Below are 24,225 nucleotides of genomic sequence, written 5' to 3' on the forward strand. Positions count from 1 at the left end.
CGCGGTTTTGATCTTTTTTGATTTAAGTTTCGGCGCCTCTCGCCGATAGTGTTATGAATCACAAATGGACGCGCTCACAAGGCATTGTTCCAACGACGCGAGCCTACATAAAGGTTGTGTGCTCGATGCAGTCAGACTCGACCGCATATAAACCTTGCGAGTTTGACCGATCCGCCACAGGCCGCGAACCAACTTCAGGATAGATCCACAACATGACTGGCCACTCAAAAGTCCAACATGATGTGCCGGCAGACAGTTTGATCCGGTTGAAGCCGCATAAACTGGGTCGACACTATCACAAGGTGCCGATTTATATAAAGGAAAGCGCCAGTAAGCATCCGCGTATTATCAGCGATTATTTTTTACGCAGTTTTCGCATCAATATCGAGCTGGGCCAGGTCGAGGTGCATGAAAGCCTGGCCGCAGAACCGGCGCTGACCTATGCAAGTGCGTTCGGACGTATCGGTTTCTCCATCGACCGTGTGCTCCTCGCGGAAATACTCGAGTGCTATTACGGCGGCAGTTCACCCGCCACCGGAAACCTGCCACCGCCCAATACCTCCGAGCAGCGCTTAAGTGAGCGGCTGGGCAAGGATGTGGCAGACATGTTCGCGCGCATGGTGCTGGGCGGCCAGTCGCTCGGCCAGCTGGAGCGCTACGAAAACGCCTATGAACAGGTGCAGTGGGAATACATCGCCGAGTTCCGTTACCTGAGCCACCACAGCCAGCAAGAGTCATCGTTGTTCCTGTACCTGGACCACGACATGGTCGATGAACTGACCAGCCGACTCAGCGAGCGCCCTGCGTCGGTCTGCAATTTCGATCCGCTGGAGCAGATCAAGCGCCTGCCGTTGCACCTGGATTGCGTGGTCGCTTCCTTGCAGATGAACCTGTCTGAAGTGCTGGCCCTGCGTCCTGGTGACATTATTGCGGCCCGCCTGCAAGACCCCGTCGAAGTGCGCGTCAATCAGCAACGTCTGTTCCGTGGCAGCATCTTCGAAGACAACGGCAGCCTGTTTCTAACCTCTTTGGAAAGTGTGAAAACCCCATGACCGGCCAACTGTCGAACAGCGAATTTGAATCCCTGATCAATGACGGCGAGCTGAGCCTCGCTGAACAGCCCGAAGCGGCGACCAACAGCGAACCGGTGGTCTCGACGCCCAGCCTGCCGCAGCAGGACCTGAGCTTCTTCGGCAAGATTCCCGTGCATGTCACCCTGGAAGTGGCCTCGGTGGAAGTTCCGCTGCAGGATCTACTGGCGGTGGACGTGCAGAGCGTGATCGCCCTCGACAAGCTGGCCGGCGAGCCGCTGGACGTCAAGGTCAACGGTGCGCCCTTTGCCAAGGCCGAAGTGGTGGTGCTCAATGGCAATTACGGCCTGCGCATTCTTGAGCTCATCGGCAACGGTCTGGCCGGTCTGAAGTCATGATCCCGGCTCGTCTGCTGGCGGTCCTGGCCCTGGTCGGCACCGCCCTGCTGCCCATGGCGGCCCAGGCGGCCAACGGCGAGATTACCCTGTTCAACTTCAACGACACCGAAGACGGCCAGACCCTCAGCGTCAAGCTGCAGATCCTGGTGCTGATGACCTTGCTCGGCCTGCTGCCGGCGATGCTGATGCTGATGACCTGCTTCACGCGTTTCATCATCGTTCTGGCTATCCTGCGTCAGGCCATGGGCCTGCAGCAGAGCCCGCCCAACAACGTGATGATCGGCATCGCCCTGGCGATCACGCTGCTGGTCATGCGGCCCGTGTGGCAAGACATCTACGCCAATGCCTACGAGCCGTTCCAGAACGACGCGATCAGCCTGGAGCAGGGCCTGGAGGTGGCCAAGCAAAGCATGTCCGGTTTCATGCTGGCGCAGACCAACCAGACCGCCTTGCAGACCATCCTCGACCTGGCCAAGGAAGAACAGCCTGCCGACTTGAAGGACCTGGACTTCAGCCTGCTGTTGCCCGCCTTCGTGCTCAGCGAACTGAAAACCGCCTTCCAGCTCGGCTTCATGATCTTTGTGCCGTTCCTGGTCATCGACCTGGTGGTGGCCAGCGTACTCATGGCCATGGGCATGATGATGCTCTCGCCGATGATGATTTCCCTGCCATTCAAGCTGATGGTGTTTGTGCTGGTCGATGGCTGGACCCTGTTGGTCGGCACGCTGACCAGTAGCATTCAGCCGTTCTAGAGGTCTCGTCATGCTGACCCCCGATATCGCCGTCAACATCATCACCCATGCCGTACAGATTACCGGGCTGATCGTCTGCGTACTGGTGGTGCCGAGCCTGTTGGGTGGTCTGCTGGTGGCTATTTTCCAGGCGGCCACGCAGATCAACGAACAGATGCTGAGCTTCCTGCCGCGCTTGCTGATTACGCTGACCATGCTCATCGTCGCTGGCCACTGGATTCTGCGCACCCTCAGTGAGCTGTTCATCGAGAGCTTTCGCCAGGCGGGCGGCCTGGTCGGTTGAACCGATGAATTCGAGTCAGGCGCTGTTCCATGTCAGCCAATGGCTGCTGGCTCTGCAGGTGTTCTGGTGGCCGTTCTGCCGCATCGCGGCGGCCATGAGCGTCGCGCCGATGTTTCGCCACAAGGCGGTGTCGCCGAAAATCCGCCTGCTGCTGGCCCTGGTGATCAGCGCGGCGGTGGCCGGCTCACTGCCCGCGCCGCCGCAGATCGACGTACTGTCGCTCGCCGGTGCCCTGGCCACGGTGGAGCAGATTCTGTTCGGCATGCTGCTGGGCCTGATGCTGCAGCTGGTGTTTGCGGTGTTCAGCATCGTCGGCGCGGTGATGTCGACGCAGATGGGCATGGCCATGGCGCAGATGAACGACCCGGTCAACGGCGTGTCGTCCTCACCGATTCTCTATCAGGTCTTTTACATTCTGCTGGGCTTGGTGTTCTTTGCCATTGATGGCCACCTTTTATTGCTAAGCATTGTTTATCAGAGCTTTCTGTACTGGCCGGTGGGCAGTGGGCTGCATTATTTCGGCTTGAATGCGCTGGTGCACGCCCTGGCCTGGGTATTTGCCGCCGCCCTGCTGATCTCGATTCCGGTGGTGTTCAGCATGTTTCTGGTGCAGTTCTGCTTCGGCTTGCTGAACCGAATTTCCCCGGCGATGAATCTGTTTTCCCTGGGTTTTCCGGTCACCATCCTGGTCGGCATGCTGTGCCTGTCGCTGATCGTGCCTTACCTGCCGGAGAGCTACCTGAACCTCAGCCGCCAGGTGCTCGACAACCTGGCCATCCTGCTGCAGCGAGGCGGTGATGGCTGAGCAGAATTCCTCTCAGGAAAAAACTGAAGAAGCTACCGCGCAGAAACTCAAAAAGAGCCGCGACGATGGACAGGTGACCCGTTCCCGCGACTTGGCCACCATGGTGTCGCTGCTCGCCACCTTGCTGTTGCTGCGCTTTTTCTTCGAATTCATGTTCGACGGTCTGCAGCAGATCTTCGCCGCCTCCTACATCAATTTCCATCACAGCGAAATCGGCCTGGACGACCTGACCACGCTGCTCACTCTGAACCTGCTGCTGTTCGTCAAAGTGCTACTGCCGCTGGCTCTGGCGCCCTTCATTGTGGTGATCTTCGGCATGATTCCCAGCGGCTGGATGTTTGCCTCGAAGAATTTTCACTTCAAACTCGACAAGATCAACCCGCTGACCGGCCTGAAACGCATCGTCTCGCTGCAGAACCTCACCGACTTTCTCAAGTCGCTGCTGAAGATCATCGTGCTGATCGCCATCGCCTGGCTGCAGATGGTCTACACCCTGCCGCGGCTGATCGCCCTGCAAAAAACCGACCTGTACACCGCGATCGGCAGCGCGTTCTCGCTAACCTTCGATTTGCTGCTGACGCTGATGGCGGTGTTCGTCCTGTTCGCGATGATCGACGTGCCGCTGCAGCGCTTCCTGTTCATGAAAAAAATGCGCATGACCAAGCAGGAACGCAAGGAAGAGCACAAGAACATGGAGGGCAAGCCTGAGGTCAAGGCCAAGATCAAGCAGTTGCAGCGCCAACTGGCGCAGCGGCAAATCAGTAAGGTGTTGAAAGACGCCGATGTGGTGATCACCAACCCGTTGCACTACGCAGTGGCCCTCAAGTACGACACCCGCAAAGCCCAGGCGCCCTTTGTGATTGCCAAAGGGCACGACGAAACCGCGCTGTTCATTCGCGAGCTGGCCGCCAAGCTGGCCATCGAAGTGGTGGAAATGCCACCGCTGGCCCGTGCGGTGTACTTCACCACCCAGGTCAATCAACAGATTCCCGCACCGCTGTATCAGGCGGTCGCCCACGTACTGACGTACGTGTTGCAACTCAAGGCCTATCGACAAGGCCGGCGTAAACAGCCGGTGTTGCCGCAAGACCTGCCCATTCCCGAAGCCCTTGCCAACCGAGTGCCATCATGAGTCTTTTGCAGCAGTTCATGCCCACCTTGCGCAGCGGCCGTATCGGCATCCCGCTGGTCGTCCTGTCCATCCTGTCGATGATCATCCTGCCGCTGCCGCCGCTGATGCTCGACATCCTGTTCACCTTTAACATCGGCATGGCGGTGCTGGTGTTGCTGGTGTGTGTATCGACCCGCACGCCGCTGGACTTCTCGCTGTTGCCTACGGTGATTCTGATCACCACGCTGCTGCGTCTGTGCCTGAACGTGGCCTCGACGCGCATCGTGTTGCTTGAAGGGCACAACGGCACCGATGCCGCGGGCAAGGTGATCGAGGCCTTCGGCGAAGTGGTGATCGGCGGCAACTTCATCGTCGGCATGATCGTCTTCGTGATCCTCACCATCGTTAACTTCATGGTGATTACCAAGGGTGGCGAGCGCATCGCCGAGGTGACCGCGCGCTTCACCCTGGACGCATTGCCTGGCAAGCAGATGGCCATCGACGCCGACCTCAACGCCGGGCTGATCGGCCAGGACGACGCACGCAAGCGTCGCCGCGACGTGGCCAAGGAGTCCGAGTTCTACGGCGCCATGGACGGGGCGGCGAAATTCGTGCGCGGCGACGCCATCGCCGGCATCCTGATTCTGCTGATCAACCTGTTCGGCGGTTTCGCCATCGGCATGCTGGTGCATGACCTGTCCGCCGGCGACGCGTTCCGCCTGTATGCCCTGCTGAGCATCGGTGACGGCCTGGCCTCGCAGATCCCGGCCATTTTGCTGTCCACCGCGGCGGCGATCATCATCACCCGCACCAACGAGTCGGCCGACATCACCAGCCTGGTCCGTCGGCAGATGCTCGCCCAGCCGCCGGTGCTCTACACGGTGGCCGGCGTTATCGCCGTGCTGGCGATGATTCCCGGCATGCCGCACCTCGCGTTTTTCAGCTTCGCGGCACTGATCGGCTTTGTCGCGTGGAAAGTCTCGAAAACCCTGCCGGTGGACGAGGCGCAAAGCCTCGAGAAGATCACCGCACTGAGCCAGGACCTGCGGCAGGACAAGCCGCAGAGCCTGGCCTGGGAAGACATCCCGCTGGTCGAGCGGCTGTCCATTTCCCTGGGCTACAAACTGGTTGGCCTGGTCAACGAGGCCAGCGGCGCGCCGCTGCCACAACGGATTCGCGGCGTGCGCCAGACGTTGTCCGAGCAGCTCGGCTTCCTGCTGCCGGAAGTGCACATTCGCGACAGCCTGCGCCTGAAGGCGTCGCAGTATGCGATTTACATCAACGGCGAGCGCATCGACGGCACCGAGCTGCACGCCGACCGGCTGATGGCCATTCCTTCGCCGCAAACCTATGGCGAGATCGACGGCATCCTCGGCAACGACCCGGCCTACCGCATGCAAGTGGTGTGGATCGAGCCGGGCCAGAAGAGCAAGGCGCTGAACCTGGGTTATCAGGTGATCGACTGTGCCAGCGTAGTGGCCACGCACATGAACAAGATCATTCGCGAAAACCTGGGCGAGATCTTCAAGCATGACGATGTCGACCAGCTGATGCAGCGTCTCACCCTGCAGGCGCCCAAGCTCGCCGAGCACCTCAAGGGGGCGCTGAGCTATACGCAGCAGCACCGTGTCTACCGCCAGTTGCTGCAGGAAGAAGTGCCGCTGCGCGACATCGTCACCATTGCCACCACGCTGCTGGAGTCCAGCGAAACCACAAAGGACCCGATTCTGCTGGCCTCCGACGTGCGCTATGCGCTGCGTCGCACCATCGTGTCGATGATCGCCGGCGAGCGCAGCGAACTGGGCGTGTTCGTGTTGGAAAGCGCGCTGGAAAACACCCTGCTTGGCGCCCTGGGCATCGCCCAGCAACAGGGGCCGGTGAGCCTGGACAACATTCCCGTCGACCCGGCGCTGCTCAACCAGCTGCAGACCAGCATGCCGGTGGTCAAGGAGCGCCTGCGCAAGGATGGCCACCCGCCGGTCCTCACCGTGATGCCGCAGCTGCGCCCGCTGCTGGCCCGTTACGCACGGGTGTTCAGCCCCGGCCTGCACGTGCTTTCGCAGAACGAGATTCCTGAAAAAGTCGGTGTGAAGATTGTCGGTACGCTGGGCTAGTGGGTTGGGGTGGATGCGCTGACCATCCACCCCGCCTTCACTCACGCAACGTCAGCGGCGTCTGGGCAGACTGGTGTCCGATAACCCCAGGGTATGGCTCAGGGACTTGACCAGGTTTTCGAAAGCCCGCGAGGACTCGGTCAGCTTCAGCCCCTGCTCATAGCCGCGGCGAAAGTTCTTGCGCGACCACTGCACGACCACCTGTATGGGGATTTCCTGCTGCGGCAGCACCTTGTTGGCCGGGATGTTGAGCTGCAGCTGATATTCCTCGCCTGCCACCAGTGGCTCCGCACCGATCAGGCGCAGGCCTCCCAACGACACATCGGCCGCATAGCCCAGGGATTGTCCTCGGACGGTATCGATGACATCGATCCGCAGACCTTTGATAAACGGAAAACGGCTGAACTTACGCATATTTCGGGTCGTCTCGGCACAGAGAATACGAATAATGGCATAGGGCCTGCGCTGCTAGTCTATGCCGTTCCGCCTTCTGGGCCAAACCATGACATGGATCACCGAGCTCAGCAGTGCCTGCCGCTCGCCTGCTAGAATCGCCGGCTCGCGTTTTTCAGGCACGGTATTCATGTCCCGACTCAATCCCCGCCAACAGGAAGCGGTGCACTACGTCAGCGGTCCGATGCTGGTGCTGGCGGGTGCCGGCTCCGGCAAGACCAGCGTGATCACCCGCAAGATCGCTTATCTGATCCAGCAGTGCGGCATCCAGGCCCGGCACATCGTGGCCATGACCTTCACCAACAAGGCTGCGCGCGAAATGAAAGAGCGCGTCGGCAGCCTGCTGCGTGGCAGCGAGGGCAAGGGTCTGACGGTGTCGACCTTCCACAACCTGGGCATGAACATCATCCGCAAGGAATACGCACGCCTGGGTTACAAGCCCGGCTTTTCGATCTTCGACGAGGGCGATATCAAGGCGCTGCTCAGCGACATCATGCAGAAGGAGTATGCCGGTGACGATGGCGCCGACGAGGTGAAGAATCTGATTGGCGCCTGGAAGAACGACCTGATCATGCCTGAAGAAGCCCTGGAGAGAGCGCGCAATCCCAAGGAGCAGACCGCCGCCATTGTCTACCTGCATTACCAGCGCACGCTCAAGGCGTACAACGCGGTGGACTTCGACGACCTGATTCTGCTGCCAGTGAAGCTGTTCCAGGAGCACGCCGACATCCTGGAAAAATGGCAGAACCGCATCCGCTACCTGCTGGTGGACGAATACCAGGACACCAACGCCAGTCAGTACCTGCTGGTAAAACTGCTGGTGGGACAGCGCCGCCAGTTCACCGTGGTGGGTGACGACGACCAGTCGATCTATGCCTGGCGCGGCGCGCGGCCGGAAAACCTCATGCAGTTGAAGGAGGACTATCCGTCGCTCAAGGTGGTGATGCTCGAGCAGAATTACCGCTCCACCAGCCGCATCCTCAAGTGCGCCAACATCCTCATTGCCAACAACCCGCACGTGTTCGAAAAGCAGCTGTGGAGCGAGATGGGCCACGGCGACGAGATCCGCGTGATCCGTTGCCGCAACGAGGATGCCGAAGCCGAGCGCGTGGCCCTGGAAATCCTCACCGAGCACCTGCGCACCCAGCGCCCGTACAGCGACTTCGCCATCCTCTATCGCGGCAACTACCAGGCCAAGCTGATGGAGCTGAAGTTGCAGCACCACCAGATTCCCTATCGCCTGTCCGGCGGCACCAGTTTTTTCGCCCGCCAGGAGGTGAAGGACCTGATGAGCTACTTCCGTCTGCTGGTCAATCCGGACGACGACAACGCCTTCCTGCGGGTGATCAACGTGCCGCGCCGGGAAATCGGCTCGACCACCCTGGAAAAGCTCGGCAACTACGCCACCGAGCGCAAGATCTCCATGTACGCCGCCAGTGATGAACTCGGCCTTGCCGAGCATCTGGACAGCCGTTACACCGAGCGTCTGGGCCGTTTCAAGCGCTACATGGACAAGCTGCGCCAGCAGTGCGCCGAAGATGACCCCATCGGCGCGCTGCGCAGCATGGTCATGGATATCGACTACGAGACCTGGCTGCGGCAGAACGCCTCCAGCGACAAGGTCGCCGAGTACCGCATGGGCAACGTCTGGTTCCTGATCGAGGCGCTGAAGAACACCCTGGAGAAGGACGAAGAGGGTGACATGACCATCGAGGACGCCATCGGCAAGCTGGTGCTGCGCGACATGCTCGAGCGCCAGCAGGAAGAGGAAGACGGCGCCGAGGGCGTGCAGATGATGACCCTGCATGCCTCCAAGGGCCTGGAATTCCCTTCGGTGTATATCCTTGGTGTGGAGGAGGAAATCCTTCCGCACCGTTCCAGCATCGAAGCCGACACCATCGAGGAAGAACGCCGCCTGGCCTATGTCGGCATCACCCGCGCCAAGCGTAACCTGACCATGACCTTCGCCGCCAAGCGCAAGCAATACGGCGAGATCATCGACTGCCTGCCAAGTCGTTTTCTCGATGAGCTGCCCAGCGAAGACCTGGTCTGGGAAGGCCAGGAAGAAGCCCCACAGGAGATCAAGGCCGCGCGCGGCAATGATGCGCTCGCCAACATGCGTGCCATGCTGAAACGATGAAAGACACCAGCCGTATCACCCTCGCCCATTACCAGCGCAATGCCGCCGCCTTCCGCGAAGGCACGCGCGATCATGATGTACGACAGAACATCGAGGCGCTGCTGCGCCATTTACCGGCATTTGCACCGCTGGCCATTTTGGATTTCGGCTGCGGCCCAGGCCGGGACCTGGCCGCCTTCAAGGCGCTGGGCCACGCGCCGGTGGGCCTGGACGGCTGCGCCGACTTTGTCGCCATGGCGCGAGACGACAGCGGTTGCGAGGTGTGGCAGCAGGATTTTCTACAACTCGACCTGCCCGGCGAGCGCTTTGACGGCGTGTTCGCCAATGCCTCGTTGTTCCATATCCCTGCCGCCGACCTGCCGCGCGTGCTCGGTCAGTTGTATGCCTGCCTGAAACCCGGCGGCGCGCTGTTCAGCTCCAACCCGCGCGGCCATAACGATGAAGGCTGGCAGGGCGAGCGCTACGGCGTGTGGTACGACTGGCCACGCTGGCGCGCGTTAGTGCTCGCCGCCGGATTCAAGGAGCTGGAACACTATTACCGCCCCGCCGGTCTGCCGCGTGAACAACAGCCCTGGTTGGCCAGCGTGTGGCGCAAGCCAGCGGTTGGTTCGCAATCCTAACGCCAGGCATTAGCCCAACGCCGTATCCAGAAACATCATTACCGCAAACCCCACCATCAGGCCGACAGTAGCCGGGGTCTGATGACCGTTGCGGTGGGTTTCCGGGATTACCTCGTGGGAGACCACGAAGATCATCGCGCCGGCAGCCAGGCCCAGACTGACCGGGTAGGCAATGGCAAACCCGCTGGAAATGCCGATGCCGAGCAATGCGCCGATGGGCTCCATGAGCCCGGAGGCTGCGGCAATCAGCACCGAGCGCAGCATCGACTGGCCGATGGCGCGCAGGGCCAAGGCCACGGCAAGGCCTTCGGGAATGTCCTGAATGGCGATGGCGCTGGTCAGCGGCAGACCGACGGTCATATCGCCGTGGGCAAAACTTACGCCGATGGCCATGCCTTCCGGGATGTTATGCAGGGCGATGGCCAGCACGAAAAGCCAGACCCGGTTCAAACGCACGCAATCCGGGCCGCAGGGGCCGGTGCTTTCATGTTCGTGGGGCGTGAAGTAGTCGAGGCCGAGCATCAGAAGCACGCCTAGGCCCAGGCCGATCACCACGGTCAGCGCGGCGGCGGGCGCATTGCCAAAAATGGTTTCGGCGGCAGCCAGTCCGGGCAGAATCAGGGAAAAGGCACTGGCGGCGAGCATCATGCCGGCGGCGAAGCCGAGCATGCTGTCCTGGGTGCGGGTTGAAATGCTGGTCAGGGCGACGGCCAGTAGCGCACCCAGGGACGTGGTGACAAACCCGGCCGTGCCGCCAATGAAGGCGTAGCCGAGGTTGGTCTGGTTACCGTTGCTGACCGCGCTGTAAACACTGGCGATCACCAGGCACAGTAGTGCCAGACTGGTCCCGGCCAGCCCGAGGGCAATCACTGGATTGGCACGCGCCTGGGCGGCCCAGGCGCTGCGCAGTTCGGCAGCAAGGGTGGGAATATTAGCCATGATCTGACCCGGACTGAAAACGAGGCGCCAGTGTAACCCGAGGCATCCAGCGAGGAAGATGAGGAGCTCTGAACGGGGCGATAGGCCTAGCTTATCGTCAACGCCCCATCCCGCCAAAATGCCCTCGCTACAGCGCGAAGGGCAGCGCGCTGTCGGCCTGTTGGCGTGCCTCCAGCAAGCAGCGGAATTCGTCGGGATTCTTGATCAGTACGGTGCGGCCGGCATTTTCTTCCGCAGCGATCAGCCGCGACAGCCAGAAGCGCACGCAGGCGATACGCAACATGGCCGGCCAGAGTTCGGCTTCAGCCGGGGTGAAATGGCGCTGCGTCGAGTAGGCGCCCAACAGGGCCTGGGTGCGCGCCGGGTCGAGCGGACCGTCCGGCGTCGAACACCAGTCGTTCACGGTGATCGCCAAGTCGTAGAGCATCGGACCTGAGCAGGCGTTGTAAAAGTCGATCACGCCGGTCAGGTGCGTGCCTTCGAACAGCACGTTGTCGCGGAATAAATCGGCGTGCAAGTTGGCGCGAGGCAGGGTCTGCAGGCGCGGCAACAGTGCCTGGATTTCCGCCAGGGCATCGCGCAACAGCGGCAATTGTTCATCGGGCAGGCTCAGGGCCAGGCTGGGCCCTTGCTCCAGCATCCACGCCAGGCCGCGATCGCTGGGACGTTCCAGAACCCGCTCGCGGGTGGCCAGGTGCAGTTGCGCCAGCCAGTCGCCGACCTCCGCGCAATGGTGCGGATTGGGTTCGCTGACATGGCTGCCTGGCAGGCGCGGTTGCAGCAGCGCGGGTTTTTCCGCCAGAGAGCGCAGCGCCATGCCGTCGCGATCGCGCAGCGCGTAAGGCACCGCGAGATCGGCCTGGTGCAGCACATCGAGCAGCTCGATGAAAAACGGCAGATCGTCTACCGGGCCACGCTCGACCAGGGTCAGCACGAATTCGCCACCTTCCAGGCTGACAAAGAAGTTACTGTTTTCGGTGCCGGCGGCGATGCCCTGGAATTCATGCAACCGCCCCAACCCGTAGGGGGCCAGGAAGGTTTCCAGTTCGTGTTGTTCGAGTGGCGTAAAGACTGACATGGCACACCTACCAGCTGAAGATTTTCCAGGACGGGATCAGCAGGTCCGGCTGGTCGGCACGCACGAAGTTGCCGTCATCGCCATCGGCGCGTACCAGGAAATACGGCTTGCCGTTTTTCGGGGTGATCTTGATCGCATAGAGGAAGCCGTTCACACGGTACTCCTCGACGGTCCTGTCGCCCTGCTGGCGAATGGTCACGTCGGGATCGGCATCCACCGGGTCCTGGGCGAAGCCGCTCAGTGGCAACGCCAGCAGACTTGCCAGCAGCAAAGGTTTGAGAACGCGCATGGTAACCTTGTCCCTCAGTTATCAATTCGTTGGTTCGGTCATTCTAGCGCCGGGCCCGTGCAAAAGGTTGCCCTGCACATGAGTCAAGTGCCCCTCGTCCTGGTGGACGGTTCCTCCTATCTGTATCGCGCCTTCCACGCCCTACCGCCGCTGACCACCTCCAAAGGCCTGCCGACCGGTGCGGTCAAGGGCGTGCTGAACATGCTGCTCAGCCTGCGCAAGCAGTACCCGGACAGCCCCTTTGCCGTGGTGTTTGACGCCAAGGGCGGCACCTTCCGCGATGAGTTGTTCGCCGACTACAAGGCCAACCGGCCGTCGATGCCCGATGAGCTGCGCCTGCAGATCGAACCGCTGCACGCCAGTGTGCAAGCCCTCGGCCTGCCGCTGCTGTGCGTCGAAGGAGTCGAGGCCGACGACGTGATCGGCACCCTCGCCCGCCAATGTGCCGCGCAGAGCCGCGACGTGGTGATTTCCACCGGCGACAAGGACATGGCGCAATTGGTCTGCCCCCATGTCAGCTTGGTCAACACCATGACCGGCAGCGTCTATGACGTCGAGGGTGTTAAGACCAAATTCGGCGTCGGTCCCGAACTGATCATCGACTTCCTCGCGCTGATGGGCGACAAGGTCGATAACATTCCCGGCGTGCCGGGGGTCGGCGAGAAAACCGCGCTGGGCCTCCTGACCGGGATTCCCGGTGGTCTGGACGGGCTGTATGCCAATCTCGACAAGGTCGCCGAGCTGCCGATTCGCGGCGCCAAGACCCTCGGCGCCAAGCTCGCCGAACATCGGGAGATGGCGTACCTCTCTTACCAGCTGGCCACCATCAAGCTGGACGTGCCGCTGGATATCGAGATCGAACAGCTGCACCCCGGGGCAACGGATGACGCGGCGCTGATCGAGTTGTACCGTGAGCTGGAATTCAAGACCTGGCTCAATGAACTGCTGCGCAAGGCGCCGCCAGCCCCCGCGCCGAGCCAGCCGGGCGCCAGCGGCGACCTGTTCGCCGAGCCGGCGGCACTCGAAGCCGAAACAGCGCTCGTCGACACCGAGAGCCGCTACGAAACCTTGCTCGATCCGGCCCGTTTCGACGCCTGGCTGGACAAGTTGCGCGCTGCCCCGCTGTTCGCCTTCGACACCAAAACCGCGGGCGAGGACGCCCAGCAGGCGTTGCTGGTCGGCTTGTCCTTCGCGGTCGACTGCCATGAGGCAGCTTATGTGCCGCTGGCCCATACCTACATGGGTGTGCCGCAGCAGCTGGACCGTGACAGAGTACTTACGGCCCTCAAGCCGTTGCTGGAAGATCCGGCCAGGGCCAAGGTCACCCAGCACGGTAAATTCGACATGAATGTGCTGGCGCGCTATGGCATCGAGGTGCGCGGCCTGGCGTTCGACACCCTGCTCGAATCCTATGTGCTGGACTCCGTCGCCACGCGCCACAACATGGACGCCCTGGCGCTGAAGTACCTCAACCACGGCACCATCCGCTTCGAGGATATTGCCGGCAAGGGTGCCAAGCAGCTGACGTTCGACCAGATTGCCTTGGAGCAGGCCGGTCCCTTTGCGGCCGAGGATGCCGATCTCACTCTGCGCCTGCATCAGAGTCTGTGGCCCAAGCTGCAGGCGGTGCCGAGCCTGGCCAGTGTGCTGACCGACATCGAAATGCCGCTGATGCCGGTGCTGGCGCGTATCGAGCGCCAAGGTGCGCTGGTGGATGCCAAGCTGCTCGGTGAACACAGCCGCGAACTGGGCGAACGTCTGGTGCAGCTGGAGCGCGAAGCCTTTGCCATTGCCGGCGAGGAATTCAATCTTGGCTCGCCTAAGCAGTTGGGGGTGATTCTCTACGAAAAGCTCGGCTTGCCTGTCCTGAGCAAAACCGCCAAGGGGCAACCTTCTACCGCTGAAAGCGTGCTCGCCGAACTGGCCGAGCAGGAGTATGAGCTGCCTAAGGTACTGATGCAGTACCGCAGCCTGAGCAAGTTGAAGAGCACTTACACCGACCGCCTGCCCGAACAGATCAACCCGCAGACGGGACGCATCCACACCAGTTACCAACAGGCCGTCACGGCGACCGGGCGTTTGTCTTCCCAAGACCCGAACCTGCAGAACATCCCGATCCGCACCGCCGAAGGGCGGCGCATTCGTCAGGCGTTCATCGCGCCCGAGGGTTACAAGCTGCTGGCCGCTGACTACTCGCAGATCGAGCTACGCATCATGGCCCACCTGGCCCAGGATGCCGGCCTGCTGCATGCGTTCCAGAACAATCTGGACGTGCACCGTGCGACCGCCGCTGAGGTGTTCGGCGTCCCGCTGGATCAGGTCAGTCATGATCAGCGGCGCAGCTCCAAGGCGATCAATTTCGGCTTGATCTACGGCATGAGCGCCTTTGGCCTGGCCAAGCAGATCGGTGTCGACCGCAAGGAGGCCCAGGCCTATATCGACCGCTACTTCGCTCGCTATCCCGGTGTGCTCGCTTACATGGAACGCACCCGCGAGCAAGCCGCCGCCCAAGGGTACGTCGAGACGCTGTTCGGCCGTCGTCTGTACCTTCCGGAGATCAACGCGAAGAACGGCGCGATGCGCAAGGCGGCGGAGCGTACCGCCATCAACGCACCCATGCAGGGTACTGCGGCGGACATCATGAAACGCGCCATGGTGGCGGTGGATACCTGGCTGCAGAACAGCGGCCTGGATGCGCGCGTGATTTTGCAGGTGCACGACGAACTGGTGCTGGAGGTGCGTGAAGAGCTGCTCGATCAGGTGCGTGAGCAGGTTATCTCCCTGATGAGCCATGCCGCTGAGCTGGCCGTGCCGCTCCTAGTTGAGGCAGGCATGGGTAACAACTGGGACGAAGCACACTGATTAGACCGGGTTCGCCAAGCTGGGCATCGGCCTTTTTCGGGCCCCTTTAAACAAAAAACGCCGGACAGCCATGCTGCTTCGGCGATTTTTTTATAAGGCGATTGAACTATTGCGGAGCATCCTCGGTCAGACGCCTTGAATGGGTGAAGCCGTTCATTGCTCCTTGTTGTGTTTAGTGTTGGCAGATATCCGGGCCTCGCCATAGCGGTTCGGATTTGAACCTCGAACTTCCCCTCCCCATACGAAGTTCGAGGTTTTTTTTGCCTGTAACACGTGCGTAAACCGGGCGCAACGCAGCTGTGGTTCAGCCCTGCTGCTGGTCCTGTTCGGCTGCATTCTCGTCCTGGCCGAGCTCCAGCCAGTTGGCCAGCACCGCCAGCGCTTCATCAATGCCTTGGCGCTTGGGGGCCGAGAACAGCTGGACGCTGACCTCCTCGCCCCAGCCGTCGCGCACGTCTTTCTGCACCTTGAGCAGCGCATTCTTGGCCGCGCCGAAAGCCAGCTTATCGGCCTTGGTCAGCAAAATGTGCAGCGGCATCCCGCTGGCCTGCGACCAGTCGAGCATCAGGCGATCGAACTCGGTGAGCGGATGGCGGATATCCATCAGCAGGATCAGGCCGGCCAGGCTATTGCGGCTGCCCAAGTAGGCTTCCAGGTGCTTTTGCCAGTGCAGCTTGAGTGGAATCGGCACTTTGGCGTAGCCATAACCAGGCAAGTCGACCAGGCGACGCTGTCCATCCAGTGCGAAGAAGTTGAGCAACTGCGTACGGCCTGGGGTTTTCGAGGTGCGCGCCAGGCTGGCATGGGTCAGGGTATTCAGCGCGCTGGACTTGCCGGCATTGGAACGTCCGGCGAACGCCACCTCCAGACCTTCGTCCGGCGGGCATTGATCAACCTTGGCGGCACTGATGAGAAAGGCGGCCTGTTGGCACAGGCCGAGGATCGGATTCTTGGTTGACATGGGCTTTCCAGGGGTGCGACTCGGCGTCGCAGGCGGCGGTTTCGTTTCCGTTTCAGCGGCGCAAGTATATAATGCCGCAGATTTTGTGTGCGCTTTGTTCCGTGGTTGTGTGGCAATGGGCTGGTAATTCACGCTCAGGCCGCACACTATCCGCAAACGGTCTTTTGAGCGTAGCTGCGGCGTCTGCCTTAAAAGACAGTTGCCCATGGCGCTACACACAGGGCGATACTGCCTGAAACTGCTGCTGGATAAGGCATGGGCACTCCGGTACCCCATGTCGTCAATGGATTCAACGCCATGCCGCCGAGCGGCATGTGGATGGATTGCTCTGTCGAGGACTACAAGGCCGTCATCGAAGCGGATGAGCACGTAACTCCAAAAGCCCCTCTCACCCTTAGCCGTTATTGGATTAGCTGATGAACAAAGTACTCGTGAGTCTGCTGTTGACCCTGGGAATCACTGGTATGGCACAAGCTGCTGGCGATGCTGCAGCCGGCCAGACCAAAGTTGCACTCTGTGGCGCCTGCCACAACGCGGACGGCAACAGCGCTGCGCCGAACTTTCCGAAGCTGGCGGGCCAGGGTGAGCGTTACCTGCTCAAGCAGATGAATGACATCAAGGCCGGTTCCACTCCCGGTGCCCCCGAGGGCGTAGGCCGCAAGGTGCTGGAAATGACCGGCATGCTGGACCCCTTCAGCGACCAGGATCTGGCTGATATTGCCGCGTACTACTCCAGCCAGAAAATCAGCGTCGGCGCCGCCGACCCGGCTCTGGTTGAGCGTGGTGCCGCGCTGTATCGCGGTGGCAAGCTGGCCGAAGGCATGCCTTCGTGCATCGGCTGCCACGCTCCGGACGGCAAGGGCAACGCTCCGGCAGCCTACCCGGCACTGGGCGGGCAGCACGCGACCTATGTCGCCAAGCAGCTGACCGATTTCCGTGAAGGTGTGCGCACCAACGATGGCGACACGATGATCATGCGTTCCATTGCTGCCAAACTGAGCAACAAGGACATCGCCGCGCTGTCCAGCTATATCCAGGGCCTGCACTGAGCGCAGGGTCTGCATTAAAAAAAGGGTGGCGATGGCCGCCCTTTTTTATTTCCGGCCTCGTTACAATCAAGGAACCGCCGCAGTGCGGTTTCGGTCGAAATGCGGCCGACAGCGGTCCGAAATCTCAGTCTAGGAGTCAACCATGCGTAACCTGTTACTCAGCGCCGTTCTGGCGGCCACCAGTCTTTTCGGCATGGCTGCGCTGGCCGCCGATTATCAGGCGGGCAAGCAGTATGTCGAGCTGAGCAGCCCGGTCCCGGTGTCCCAGCCGGGCAAGATCGAAGTGGTTGAACTGTTCTGGTACGGCTGCCCGCACTGCTATCAGTTCGAACCGACCCTGAATGCCTGGGTGGATACCCTGCCCGATGACGTGAACTTCGTCCGCGTACCGGCCATGTTCGGCGGTGTGTGGAATACCCACGGCCAGCTGTTTCTCACCTTGGAAGCCATGAAGGTCGATCAGCAGGTTCATGAGGCGGTATTTGCCGCCATCCACCGCGATGGCAAGAAGCTCGCCACGCCCGAAGCCATGGCCGAACTGCTGGCCGAGCAGGGTGTGGACAGCGAAGCTTTCCTCAAGTCATACAAATCATTTGCCGTAAAAGGGCAGATGGAAAAGGCCAAGAAGCTGGCCATGGCCTATCAGATCACCGGCGTCCCGGTGCTGGTGGTCAATGGCAAGTACCGCCTGGACCTCGGCTCCGCCGGCGGCCCGCAGCAAGCGGTGGCGGTGGCTGATTTCCTGATCGCAAAGGAGCGCGCAGCCCAGTGAAGCCCGCGTCGCTGCCGATTCGCTCAGCCCGGCCCGGCTATCGGAGCTGTTGATGCTGCGCCGTCGCCTGTCTCGCACGCCTGCAGCCTGCAAACCTCAGGTCAACTCGCAGGGTCAGGATTGCCGCGGCTTGCCTGCCGATGGGTTGTTACGCCTGTTGAGTTTCAATATCCAGGTCGGGATCAGCACGCAGCGTTATCACCATTACCTGACCCGTAGTTGGCAGCATCTGTTGCCCCATGCGGGGCGCGCCAATAACTTGCAGCGTATTGGCGAACTGCTGGGCGATTACGATCTGGTGGCGTTGCAGGAAGTCGACGGCGGCAGTCTGCGCTCCGGTTATGTCAATCAGGTCGAGCGCCTCGCCCAGTTGGGCGACTTTCCCTATTGGTATCAGCAGCTCAATCGCAACCTTGGGCATTTTGCCCAACACAGCAACGGCTTGCTCAGCCGTCTGCAGCCACAGGGGCTCGAGGATCATCCGCTGCCGGGTCCGGCCGGCCGTGGCGCCATCCTGCTGCGTTTCGGCGAGGGCAAGAATGCCCTGGCGGTGGTGATGATGCACCTGGCGCTGGGCGCTCGGGTACGCACCCGGCAGTTGGCCTATATTCGCGAGCTGCTCGGCGATTACCGGCACATGGTGCTGATGGGGGATATGAATACCCAGGCCGTTGAGCTGCTTGAGCACTCCCCGTTGCGTGACCTTAGCCTGGTGGCGCCCCAGATTGCAGCCACGTTCCCCAGTTGGAAGCCGCAGCGCTGCCTGGACCACATCCTGCTTAGCCCGAGCTTGAGCCTGGAGCGGGTACAGGTGCTGGATCAGGCGATCTCCGACCATCTGCCTGTGGCGGTCGAGATTCGCTTGCCCCATCAGCTGGGGGGCGATGCCCTGCCTCAGAAAATGAGTGAATCCGCGTCATGAGTTGTCCCGACAGCTTTGAAAATGGCGACCCCTGCCCGGCATTGCAGCGACTGCAGGCGGAAAATCAGCTGCTGCGCCAGGCCATGGTGCGCAGCAGTTTCGCTGTGGTGGGCCATGACAGTGCGGTTGATCACTGCCTGCGCGAGTTGCGCCAGGTATTGCGGGGCGAGGATGGCGCGCAGCTGGAAGCGGTGTTGGCGCAACTGGACATCGTCCTGGTGGATGTGGCAAGCAGGCGCAGCGCCAGCCTGCATGAGCAGCGCCATGCCCTGATCGGGCAGGCGACCAAACTGCAAACCTTGAACCTGTCTCAGGAGCTGCATCGCGCAATTACGCAGTTTTCCCAGGCGCTGGATGAAATCGATCCGCTGCAGCTGGATTTGTCCGCGGCCCTGAGCGAATTCAATCAATATCAGTGGCAAGTGCTGGCGCAGTTCGTCGCCCACAAGTCGTTGGCGGCCGGTTTGCTGGAGGGTTTGGGTACGCCTGCGTCTGCCCTGCCAGCGGATAAATCTGCCGTGTCGAATGAACTCGACAGGGGCGTCAGTCCGTCCAGCGAGAACACCGCAGCGGCGGACGATCAGCCATCCATGCTGGGCTACGCCTATATCGTCGGGCGGGTCGAAAGCGTCCTTTACGAGCTGTTCGAAGACGACGATCTGCCGGCGAACTATCAGCTCCAGGCACGACGGCTCAAGCGAAAGATCAATCGAGGCCTGCACGGCTACGAGCTGGTGACCGTAGTGGAAAGCCTGGCCCGCCTGGTGCGTGACGCTGCCTCCGACCAGCGCAGCCTGGGCGATTATCTTCAGCAATTGATTGAGCGTCTGGCCGAGTTCCAGGCGAGCCTGATGGACATGGATGCCGCTCAGGCCGACGAAGTGGCGTTGGCCCGCGATCTCGACCAGCAATTACGTGCGCATGTGGACCACCTGCAGCACAGCGTGCGCGAAGCCCAGGATCTGGAGCAACTCAAAACCAGCCTTACCGAGCGCCTGGACAGCCTGCTGGCGAGCCTTACCCTGCAACGGGAGCAACGTGAGCGTCGCGATCAGGCGCTGCTTGGACGCCTGAAGGTTCTAGCGGAGCGGGTGGCCGAGCTGGAAAGCGAAGCCCAACACTACCGTGCGCACATCGACACACAACAACGACAGACGCTGCTCGACCCCTTGACCGGTCTGCCCAATCGCGCCGCCTGGAATGCCCGTTTGCGAACGGCAATGGAGCAGTGGCAGGCGCGCGGTGGCGATTTGCTGCTGGCAATTCTGGATGTCGATCATTTCAAGCAGGTCAATGACAGCTACGGCCACCTGGCTGGGGATAAAGTGCTCAAGCTGATCGCCGACGCGCTGGTTCGCGAGCTGGGCGAAAAGGAATTCATTGCGCGCTTTGGCGGCGAGGAGTTCGTTCTGTTGCTGCCCGATCGCAGTCTGGCGTCAGGACAGGACTTGCTGCGCCGTCTGCTGGCCAGCATCGAGGCCTGTCCGTTTCATTTCAAGGGCGAGCGCTTGCCGATTACCCTGTCTGCCGGCCTGGCGAGCTTTCGCAGCGCAGAGACCGGTGAGGAGGCCTTCCAGCGGGCTGACCAGGCGCTGTACCGGGCCAAGCATGAGGGCCGCAACCGGCTCGTGGTAGACGGCGAAATGACGGTCTGCCTGGCACCCTGAGGACCAGGCAGGCCTGTCATACGCAGAGCGTTCAGCCTTGCGGTGCGCGCAATTCCTGATAGCGCTGTTCAAGCTCAGCGCGGATCTTGCGTCGCTGCTCGGCCTGAAAGAAGCGCCGCCGCTCTTCAGCGGTTTCCGGCTGCAAGGGCGGTACTTCGGCAGGTTTGCCTTCCTCGTCCAGGGCCACCATGGTGAAAAAGCAACTGTTGGTGTGGCGCACCGAACGCTCACGAATATCCTCGGTGATCACCTTGATGCCGATTTCCATCGAGGTGCGCCCGGTGTAGTTGACCGAGGCGAGGAAGGTGACCAACTCACCCACATGCACCGGTTGGCGGAACATCACCTGGTCCACCGACAGGGTCACCACATAACGGCCGGCGTAGCGGCTGGCGCAGGCATAAGCCACCTCGTCCAGGTACTTGAGCAACGTGCCGCCGTGCACGTTGCCGGAAAAATTGGCCTTGTCGGGGGTCATCAGTACTGACATCGACAATTGGTGGTTTCCGACTTCCATCACACTTTTCACCAACAGAAAAACGAGGCGCCACGATAGCCGAGGTGCGGCATTTTGTCCCGTGGCTAGTGGCTATTAGGTTAATTGTTTTATCGGTTTTCTGGCTGGGGCAAGGTTTTATCTACTAAAGTTGGCGATATTTCTACTAACTACCGGTGTACATCCATCCCATGACTGTCACCAGCTTGCGTTCAGCGCACCCCGCCCAGGCGTTGGGTACAGAAGAAGAGCGGCGCGAACTGGCGCGCATTTTGGCGGCCTTGTTTGAACGCTGGGCGCTCGACACCGAGGTGCAGATGCAGCTGCTGGGCATGAGCCCCAACAGCCGCAAGCAACTGCCCAAATACCGTGCCGGTGAAAGCGCGCTGCCCAACAGCCGCGACACCCTGGATCGCGCCGGTTACCTGTTGGTTATCCACAAGGGGCTGCGCGTGCTGTTTCCCGAGGATGAAGAGCTGCGCTTCAACTGGGTGCGGCGGCGCAACCAGGCCCTGGATGGCGCCACGCCGCTGGAAGTCATGGTGCGCGACGGCTTGATCGGTATCGCGCGCATTGCGCGGTTGGTCGATTTTCAGCGGGGTCGCTGATGGCGCTGTTGGATACCTGTTGCGATTTCTCCGCACCGGTATTTCGCAACATTGCCTCACTGCGCCAGTCGGTCAACCTGTTCGATGACCTGCTGCCAGACGCTCGCGCGCAGGACGTGGCGGTTGTCGCCGTAATGCGTGTGCGCCAGGTGCCACAGGGTGTCATCGACCGCGGCCTGGCCTACAGCGAAGCCATTAATTACCCCTTCGAATCCGACATCTGCGTGGCGAGCCGCTTCGGTGATGGCAGCATCCGCGTCTGGTACGGGGCGCTGGACAGCGATACCGCGCTGGCCGAGACCTGTTATCACCAAATCATGATGCTGCGCGAAATCGAGGGCATCGATCGGGTTGTGACTCGCTATCGCCAGGTCTGGCGCGTGCAGGCGGGGGGATTGTTCATTGATCTGCGCCGCAAGGCTGTCGCTTTTCCGGCGCTGGTTGGCGACGATTACGCCTGGCCGCAAGCGGTGGGCAAGCGCGTGGCCCATGAGGGCCTGCCTGGCTTGCTGTACCCTTCGGCGCGCTGGCCGGGTGGCGAATGCCTGGCGGCGTTTCGCGCCTCGCCCTTGTCACAACCGGTGCAGCTGCATGAGCTGACCTATCGTATCGATGCCAAGGCTGGGGTCGTTGACGTGGAGCGGGAGCCGGGCCGGCTGCTGCGTCGCCTCAGTCTGGCGGAGCTGCGCCGCCCCTGAGCGGCGAATGGGCGCGGCGGATCAGCTTTCCAGCCAGACGTCGCGTACCCAATGCCAGACTGACTCCCAGCTCTCGTCATCGAGCTCGCCGGTTTCTTCGAGCCACAGAAAGACCTCGCCTTCGGCATCCACCACGTAATAGTCACGGCCGTCCTGGCACAGCGGCACCAGCTCGCGTGGTACGCCGATATCCCAAGCCGTGGCGGCGACTTCCGGCAGGTAGGTGTGGGAATGCGGATCGCTGGCCGTCACCGGCTCCAGGCGGCCGTACACCACGTCGCTGACCTTGAGGAGAAATTCACGCAGTTCATAGGGCAGATGGATCAGGATTTGCTCCTGGATCTCCACCAGGGTTTCCTCTTCGGGCAACTCCAGCGGCACCGGAACGGTTTCGTTGACTTCACGCAGTTGGTCGATGACGTCTTCCACGGTGGGGGGCTCTCTGTGCAGGGAATGCTCGCTTTATAGCGCAAGCGGCAGGCAGACAAAAGAAAACCCGGAGCAAGCTCCGGGTTTTGGGGTTTTCGCGTGTGCGGATCAGCCGTTCTGGCGAATACCGGCGACCAGCCACGGCTGGTTTTCGCCCTGCTCGCGCTCCATGCGCCAGCTTTCGCTGAATGCTTCACCCTGGTCGAAGCGCGACGTCTTGCTCACGGCGCTGAACGTCAGCGTGGCGACCGTCTTCTCGGCATCGTCATCCACGCCATCGAGCTGCACGTGCAGGTTGTCGATGTAGGTGGACTGGAAGCCATCGCCCAACTCGGCGCGCTCGCGCTTGAGGAAATCCAGCAGTTCCGGGGTCACGAACTCGCCGATCTGGTCCATTTCATTGGCGTCCCAATGCTGCTGCAGGGACTGGAAGTGTTCGCGAGCCTGCTCAACGAAGCGTTGTTCGTTGAACCAGGCCGGAGCATTGATGACCGGGGCGGCGCTGGCAGCGCCACCGAGGCTCTGGCCGAAGATGTTACTGCCGGCTGCCGGCTGCTGGACATCACGCGTCATGGGCGCCGGACCCCCTGCGCCCGCGGCGGCGTATTGCTGCGCCTGCGGCATAGTGGCCAGGGCCTTGCGACGACGGGAGGCGATCAGCTTGAAGATCACGAAGGCAATCAGGCCGAACAAGAGGATGTCCATGAACTGCAGGCCTTCGAAGCCATCACCCATGAACATCGAGGCCAGCAAGCCACCGGCAGCCAGGCCGGCCAACGGGCCGAGCCATTTGGAGGCGCCACTGGCCGGGCGTGCCGCGGCTGCTGCGCCGGCGGTGGGTGCTTGCTGCGCCGGAGCGGCTTGGCGAGTCTGGTGACTGGGTGCCTTGCCGAAGCTTTTGCCACCGCCCATGCGCTTGGCATTGGCGTCGAGGCTGAGAGTCAGGCCCAGGCACAAGGCCAGGGCGATGCTGAGAAAACGCTGCATTAAGGTAGTCCCGTTGGTTGATCCACGCGCGTCATCTTGCACAGCCCCTGCACTGAATGCCAGCGCAGAATGTTTCCGGCTTTTGCCTGGCAATGTATTTGTGCGAGCCGATCACCGCAGCAGCAGGCGCAGAGGGCCGCAGCGCAAGCGGGCACGCAAATGCGCACGGGTTTCGCCAAGGTCCGCGGAGTACGCGCGCAACCAGTGACAGACGGTGCTCAGGTACACCGCGCTCAGCGCACATTCCTCAGCCACCCGCTGCCCATGGCTGGTGCCGCGCTGCGCCGCTTCCCGCCACCATTGCACGGTATGACTGATGCGCAACAGGCCTTGCACCTGCAGGTGCACATGAGCCGGTTCGAATTTGTAGAGCAGCATCTGCCGGGTCAGCCGGCGGTGAGCATCAAGCGGCGCAAACCAGGCCATCAACAGCTCCTCCAGCCGCTGGGCAGGCGCCAGCAGGCTCAGTGCTTCGTCACGGCTGCGTATCAGCATGGCTTGGTCGGCACGGTCGAACCAGGCTTCCACCAGTTGGTCCTTGTCGGTGAAATGGTGGGCGATGGCATCGAGGCCGACGCCCAGCTGATCGGCGATAGCAAACAGGCGCAAGCGCTCCCAGCCACAGTCTTCGGCCAAAATCAGGGCAGTGTCGAGAATCTGCTGTGCGCTAGGCTGGGGCATGGCAATCACCTCGCCGGAAAGTATGGCCGGCAGGAGCCATGCAGTAGTGCACCGCGACGGATGGCGCAAATGAAAACGGA

25 protein-coding genes are annotated in these 24,225 nt (G+C 61.5%); 16 read left to right on the top strand and 9 right to left on the bottom strand.

Annotated elements, in window-relative coordinates:
• Nucleotides 1-212 precede the first annotated feature (212 nt).
• The 7 genes from H9642_RS05820 to H9642_RS05850 are packed head-to-tail and all read left to right on the top strand — an operon-like array spanning nt 213 to nt 6,494.
• Nucleotides 213-1,052: a FliM/FliN family flagellar motor switch protein gene (locus H9642_RS05820; RefSeq protein ID WP_251835486.1), complete on the top strand. Its 840-nt coding sequence runs from the start codon at nt 213-215 to the stop codon at nt 1,050-1,052.
• Nucleotides 1,049-1,429, top strand: a complete 381-nt coding sequence (locus H9642_RS05825) for a flagellar motor switch protein FliN (RefSeq protein WP_251835487.1) — start codon at nt 1,049-1,051, stop codon at nt 1,427-1,429. Before H9642_RS05820 ends, H9642_RS05825 begins: the two co-directional genes overlap by 4 nt.
• Nucleotides 1,426-2,181, top strand: coding sequence for a flagellar type III secretion system pore protein FliP (gene fliP, locus H9642_RS05830; RefSeq protein WP_251835488.1), 756 nt, complete (start codon nt 1,426-1,428; stop codon nt 2,179-2,181). The genes H9642_RS05825 and fliP overlap by 4 nt, the downstream gene beginning before the upstream one ends.
• Nucleotides 2,182-2,191: 10 nt before the next feature.
• Nucleotides 2,192-2,464, top strand: a complete 273-nt coding sequence (locus H9642_RS05835; RefSeq protein ID WP_433962674.1) for a flagellar biosynthetic protein FliQ — start codon at nt 2,192-2,194, stop codon at nt 2,462-2,464.
• 4 nt (nt 2,465-2,468) lie between these two features.
• Nucleotides 2,469-3,269, top strand: coding sequence for a flagellar biosynthetic protein FliR (gene fliR, locus H9642_RS05840; protein WP_251835489.1), 801 nt, complete (start codon nt 2,469-2,471; stop codon nt 3,267-3,269).
• Nucleotides 3,262-4,401, top strand: a complete 1,140-nt coding sequence (gene flhB, locus H9642_RS05845; protein ID WP_251835490.1) for a flagellar biosynthesis protein FlhB — start codon at nt 3,262-3,264, stop codon at nt 4,399-4,401. The genes fliR and flhB overlap by 8 nt, the downstream gene beginning before the upstream one ends.
• Nucleotides 4,398-6,494, top strand: coding sequence for a flagellar biosynthesis protein FlhA (locus tag H9642_RS05850; protein WP_251835491.1), 2,097 nt, complete (start codon nt 4,398-4,400; stop codon nt 6,492-6,494). The genes flhB and H9642_RS05850 overlap by 4 nt, the downstream gene beginning before the upstream one ends.
• 51 nt (nt 6,495-6,545) lie before the next feature.
• Here the strand turns inward: H9642_RS05850 and H9642_RS05855 are convergent, their stop codons facing one another.
• Nucleotides 6,546-6,908: a PilZ domain-containing protein gene (locus H9642_RS05855; RefSeq protein ID WP_251835492.1), complete on the bottom strand. Its 363-nt coding sequence runs from the start codon at nt 6,906-6,908 to the stop codon at nt 6,546-6,548.
• 169 nt (nt 6,909-7,077) lie between these two features.
• On the opposite strand from H9642_RS05855, the gene rep reads away from it, so the two are divergent.
• The gene (rep, locus tag H9642_RS05860) at nt 7,078-9,087 is read left to right on the top strand and encodes a DNA helicase Rep (RefSeq protein ID WP_251835493.1); all 2,010 of its coding nucleotides are present in this window, start codon (nt 7,078-7,080) and stop codon (nt 9,085-9,087) included.
• Nucleotides 9,084-9,707 carry a class I SAM-dependent methyltransferase gene (locus H9642_RS05865; RefSeq protein WP_251835494.1) on the top strand — a complete coding sequence of 208 codons (624 nt, stop codon included), beginning with the start codon at nt 9,084-9,086 and terminating at the stop codon, nt 9,705-9,707. Before rep ends, H9642_RS05865 begins: the two co-directional genes overlap by 4 nt.
• A 9-nt stretch (nt 9,708-9,716) precedes the next feature.
• On the opposite strand, the gene H9642_RS05870 is transcribed toward H9642_RS05865, so the two are convergent.
• From H9642_RS05870 to H9642_RS05880, 3 genes are all read right to left on the bottom strand, one after another.
• Nucleotides 9,717-10,646, bottom strand: a complete 930-nt coding sequence (locus H9642_RS05870) for a ZIP family metal transporter (protein ID WP_251835495.1) — start codon at nt 10,644-10,646, stop codon at nt 9,717-9,719.
• Nucleotides 10,647-10,773: 127 nt separating this feature from the next.
• The gene (locus H9642_RS05875) at nt 10,774-11,724 is read right to left on the bottom strand and encodes a homoserine kinase (protein ID WP_251835496.1); all 951 of its coding nucleotides are present in this window, start codon (nt 11,722-11,724) and stop codon (nt 10,774-10,776) included.
• 7 nt (nt 11,725-11,731) lie between these two features.
• Complete coding sequence (locus tag H9642_RS05880; RefSeq protein ID WP_251835497.1) at nt 11,732-12,013, bottom strand: DUF2782 domain-containing protein; 282 nt, start codon at nt 12,011-12,013, stop codon at nt 11,732-11,734.
• Nucleotides 12,014-12,091: 78 nt separating this feature from the next.
• On the opposite strand from H9642_RS05880, the gene polA reads away from it, so the two are divergent.
• Complete coding sequence (gene polA, locus H9642_RS05885) at nt 12,092-14,875, top strand: DNA polymerase I (protein ID WP_251835498.1); 2,784 nt, start codon at nt 12,092-12,094, stop codon at nt 14,873-14,875.
• Between the two features lie 304 nt (nt 14,876-15,179).
• Here polA and yihA read toward each other — a convergent pair whose 3' ends face one another.
• Nucleotides 15,180-15,836 carry a ribosome biogenesis GTP-binding protein YihA/YsxC gene (gene yihA / locus H9642_RS05890; RefSeq protein WP_251835499.1) on the bottom strand — a complete coding sequence of 219 codons (657 nt, stop codon included), beginning with the start codon at nt 15,834-15,836 and terminating at the stop codon, nt 15,180-15,182.
• A gap of 416 nt (nt 15,837-16,252) precedes the next feature.
• On the opposite strand from yihA, the gene H9642_RS05900 reads away from it, so the two are divergent.
• From H9642_RS05900 to H9642_RS05915, 4 genes are all read left to right on the top strand, one after another.
• Nucleotides 16,253-16,885 (top strand): c-type cytochrome, encoded by a 633-nt coding sequence (locus H9642_RS05900; RefSeq protein ID WP_251835500.1) that lies wholly within the window; start codon nt 16,253-16,255, stop codon nt 16,883-16,885.
• 142 nt (nt 16,886-17,027) lie between these two features.
• Nucleotides 17,028-17,657 carry a thiol:disulfide interchange protein DsbA/DsbL gene (locus H9642_RS05905; RefSeq protein ID WP_251835501.1) on the top strand — a complete coding sequence of 210 codons (630 nt, stop codon included), beginning with the start codon at nt 17,028-17,030 and terminating at the stop codon, nt 17,655-17,657.
• A gap of 52 nt (nt 17,658-17,709) precedes the next feature.
• The gene (locus H9642_RS05910; protein WP_251835502.1) at nt 17,710-18,579 is read left to right on the top strand and encodes an endonuclease/exonuclease/phosphatase family protein; all 870 of its coding nucleotides are present in this window, start codon (nt 17,710-17,712) and stop codon (nt 18,577-18,579) included.
• Nucleotides 18,576-20,246 carry a GGDEF domain-containing protein gene (locus H9642_RS05915; RefSeq protein WP_251835503.1) on the top strand — a complete coding sequence of 557 codons (1,671 nt, stop codon included), beginning with the start codon at nt 18,576-18,578 and terminating at the stop codon, nt 20,244-20,246. The genes H9642_RS05910 and H9642_RS05915 overlap by 4 nt, the downstream gene beginning before the upstream one ends.
• 31 nt (nt 20,247-20,277) lie before the next feature.
• Here the strand turns inward: H9642_RS05915 and H9642_RS05920 are convergent, their stop codons facing one another.
• A complete protein-coding gene (locus tag H9642_RS05920; protein ID WP_251835504.1) occupies nt 20,278-20,763 on the bottom strand; it encodes an acyl-CoA thioesterase in 486 nt (161 codons plus the stop codon).
• A 170-nt stretch (nt 20,764-20,933) separates the two neighbouring features.
• Between H9642_RS05920 and H9642_RS05925 the strand changes: the two genes are divergently transcribed.
• Complete coding sequence (locus H9642_RS05925; RefSeq protein WP_251835505.1) at nt 20,934-21,350, top strand: antitoxin Xre/MbcA/ParS toxin-binding domain-containing protein; 417 nt, start codon at nt 20,934-20,936, stop codon at nt 21,348-21,350.
• Nucleotides 21,350-22,048 (top strand): RES family NAD+ phosphorylase, encoded by a 699-nt coding sequence (locus H9642_RS05930; protein WP_251835506.1) that lies wholly within the window; start codon nt 21,350-21,352, stop codon nt 22,046-22,048. Before H9642_RS05925 ends, H9642_RS05930 begins: the two co-directional genes overlap by 1 nt.
• A 21-nt stretch (nt 22,049-22,069) precedes the next feature.
• Here the strand turns inward: H9642_RS05930 and H9642_RS05935 are convergent, their stop codons facing one another.
• The 3 genes from H9642_RS05935 to H9642_RS05945 form a co-directional block, all read right to left on the bottom strand.
• Entirely contained in the window at nt 22,070-22,477 is a 408-nt protein-coding gene (locus tag H9642_RS05935) for an SMI1/KNR4 family protein (RefSeq protein WP_251835507.1), read from the bottom strand.
• Between the two features lie 108 nt (nt 22,478-22,585).
• Nucleotides 22,586-23,464, bottom strand: coding sequence for a Tim44 domain-containing protein (locus H9642_RS05940; RefSeq protein ID WP_251835508.1), 879 nt, complete (start codon nt 23,462-23,464; stop codon nt 22,586-22,588).
• Nucleotides 23,465-23,575: 111 nt separating this feature from the next.
• Nucleotides 23,576-24,145 (bottom strand): TetR/AcrR family transcriptional regulator, encoded by a 570-nt coding sequence (locus H9642_RS05945; RefSeq protein ID WP_251835509.1) that lies wholly within the window; start codon nt 24,143-24,145, stop codon nt 23,576-23,578.
• Nucleotides 24,146-24,225 lie beyond the last annotated feature (80 nt).

The organism is Serpens gallinarum, assembly GCF_014836765.1.
GTDB lineage: Bacteria > Pseudomonadota > Gammaproteobacteria > Pseudomonadales > Pseudomonadaceae > Serpens > Serpens gallinarum.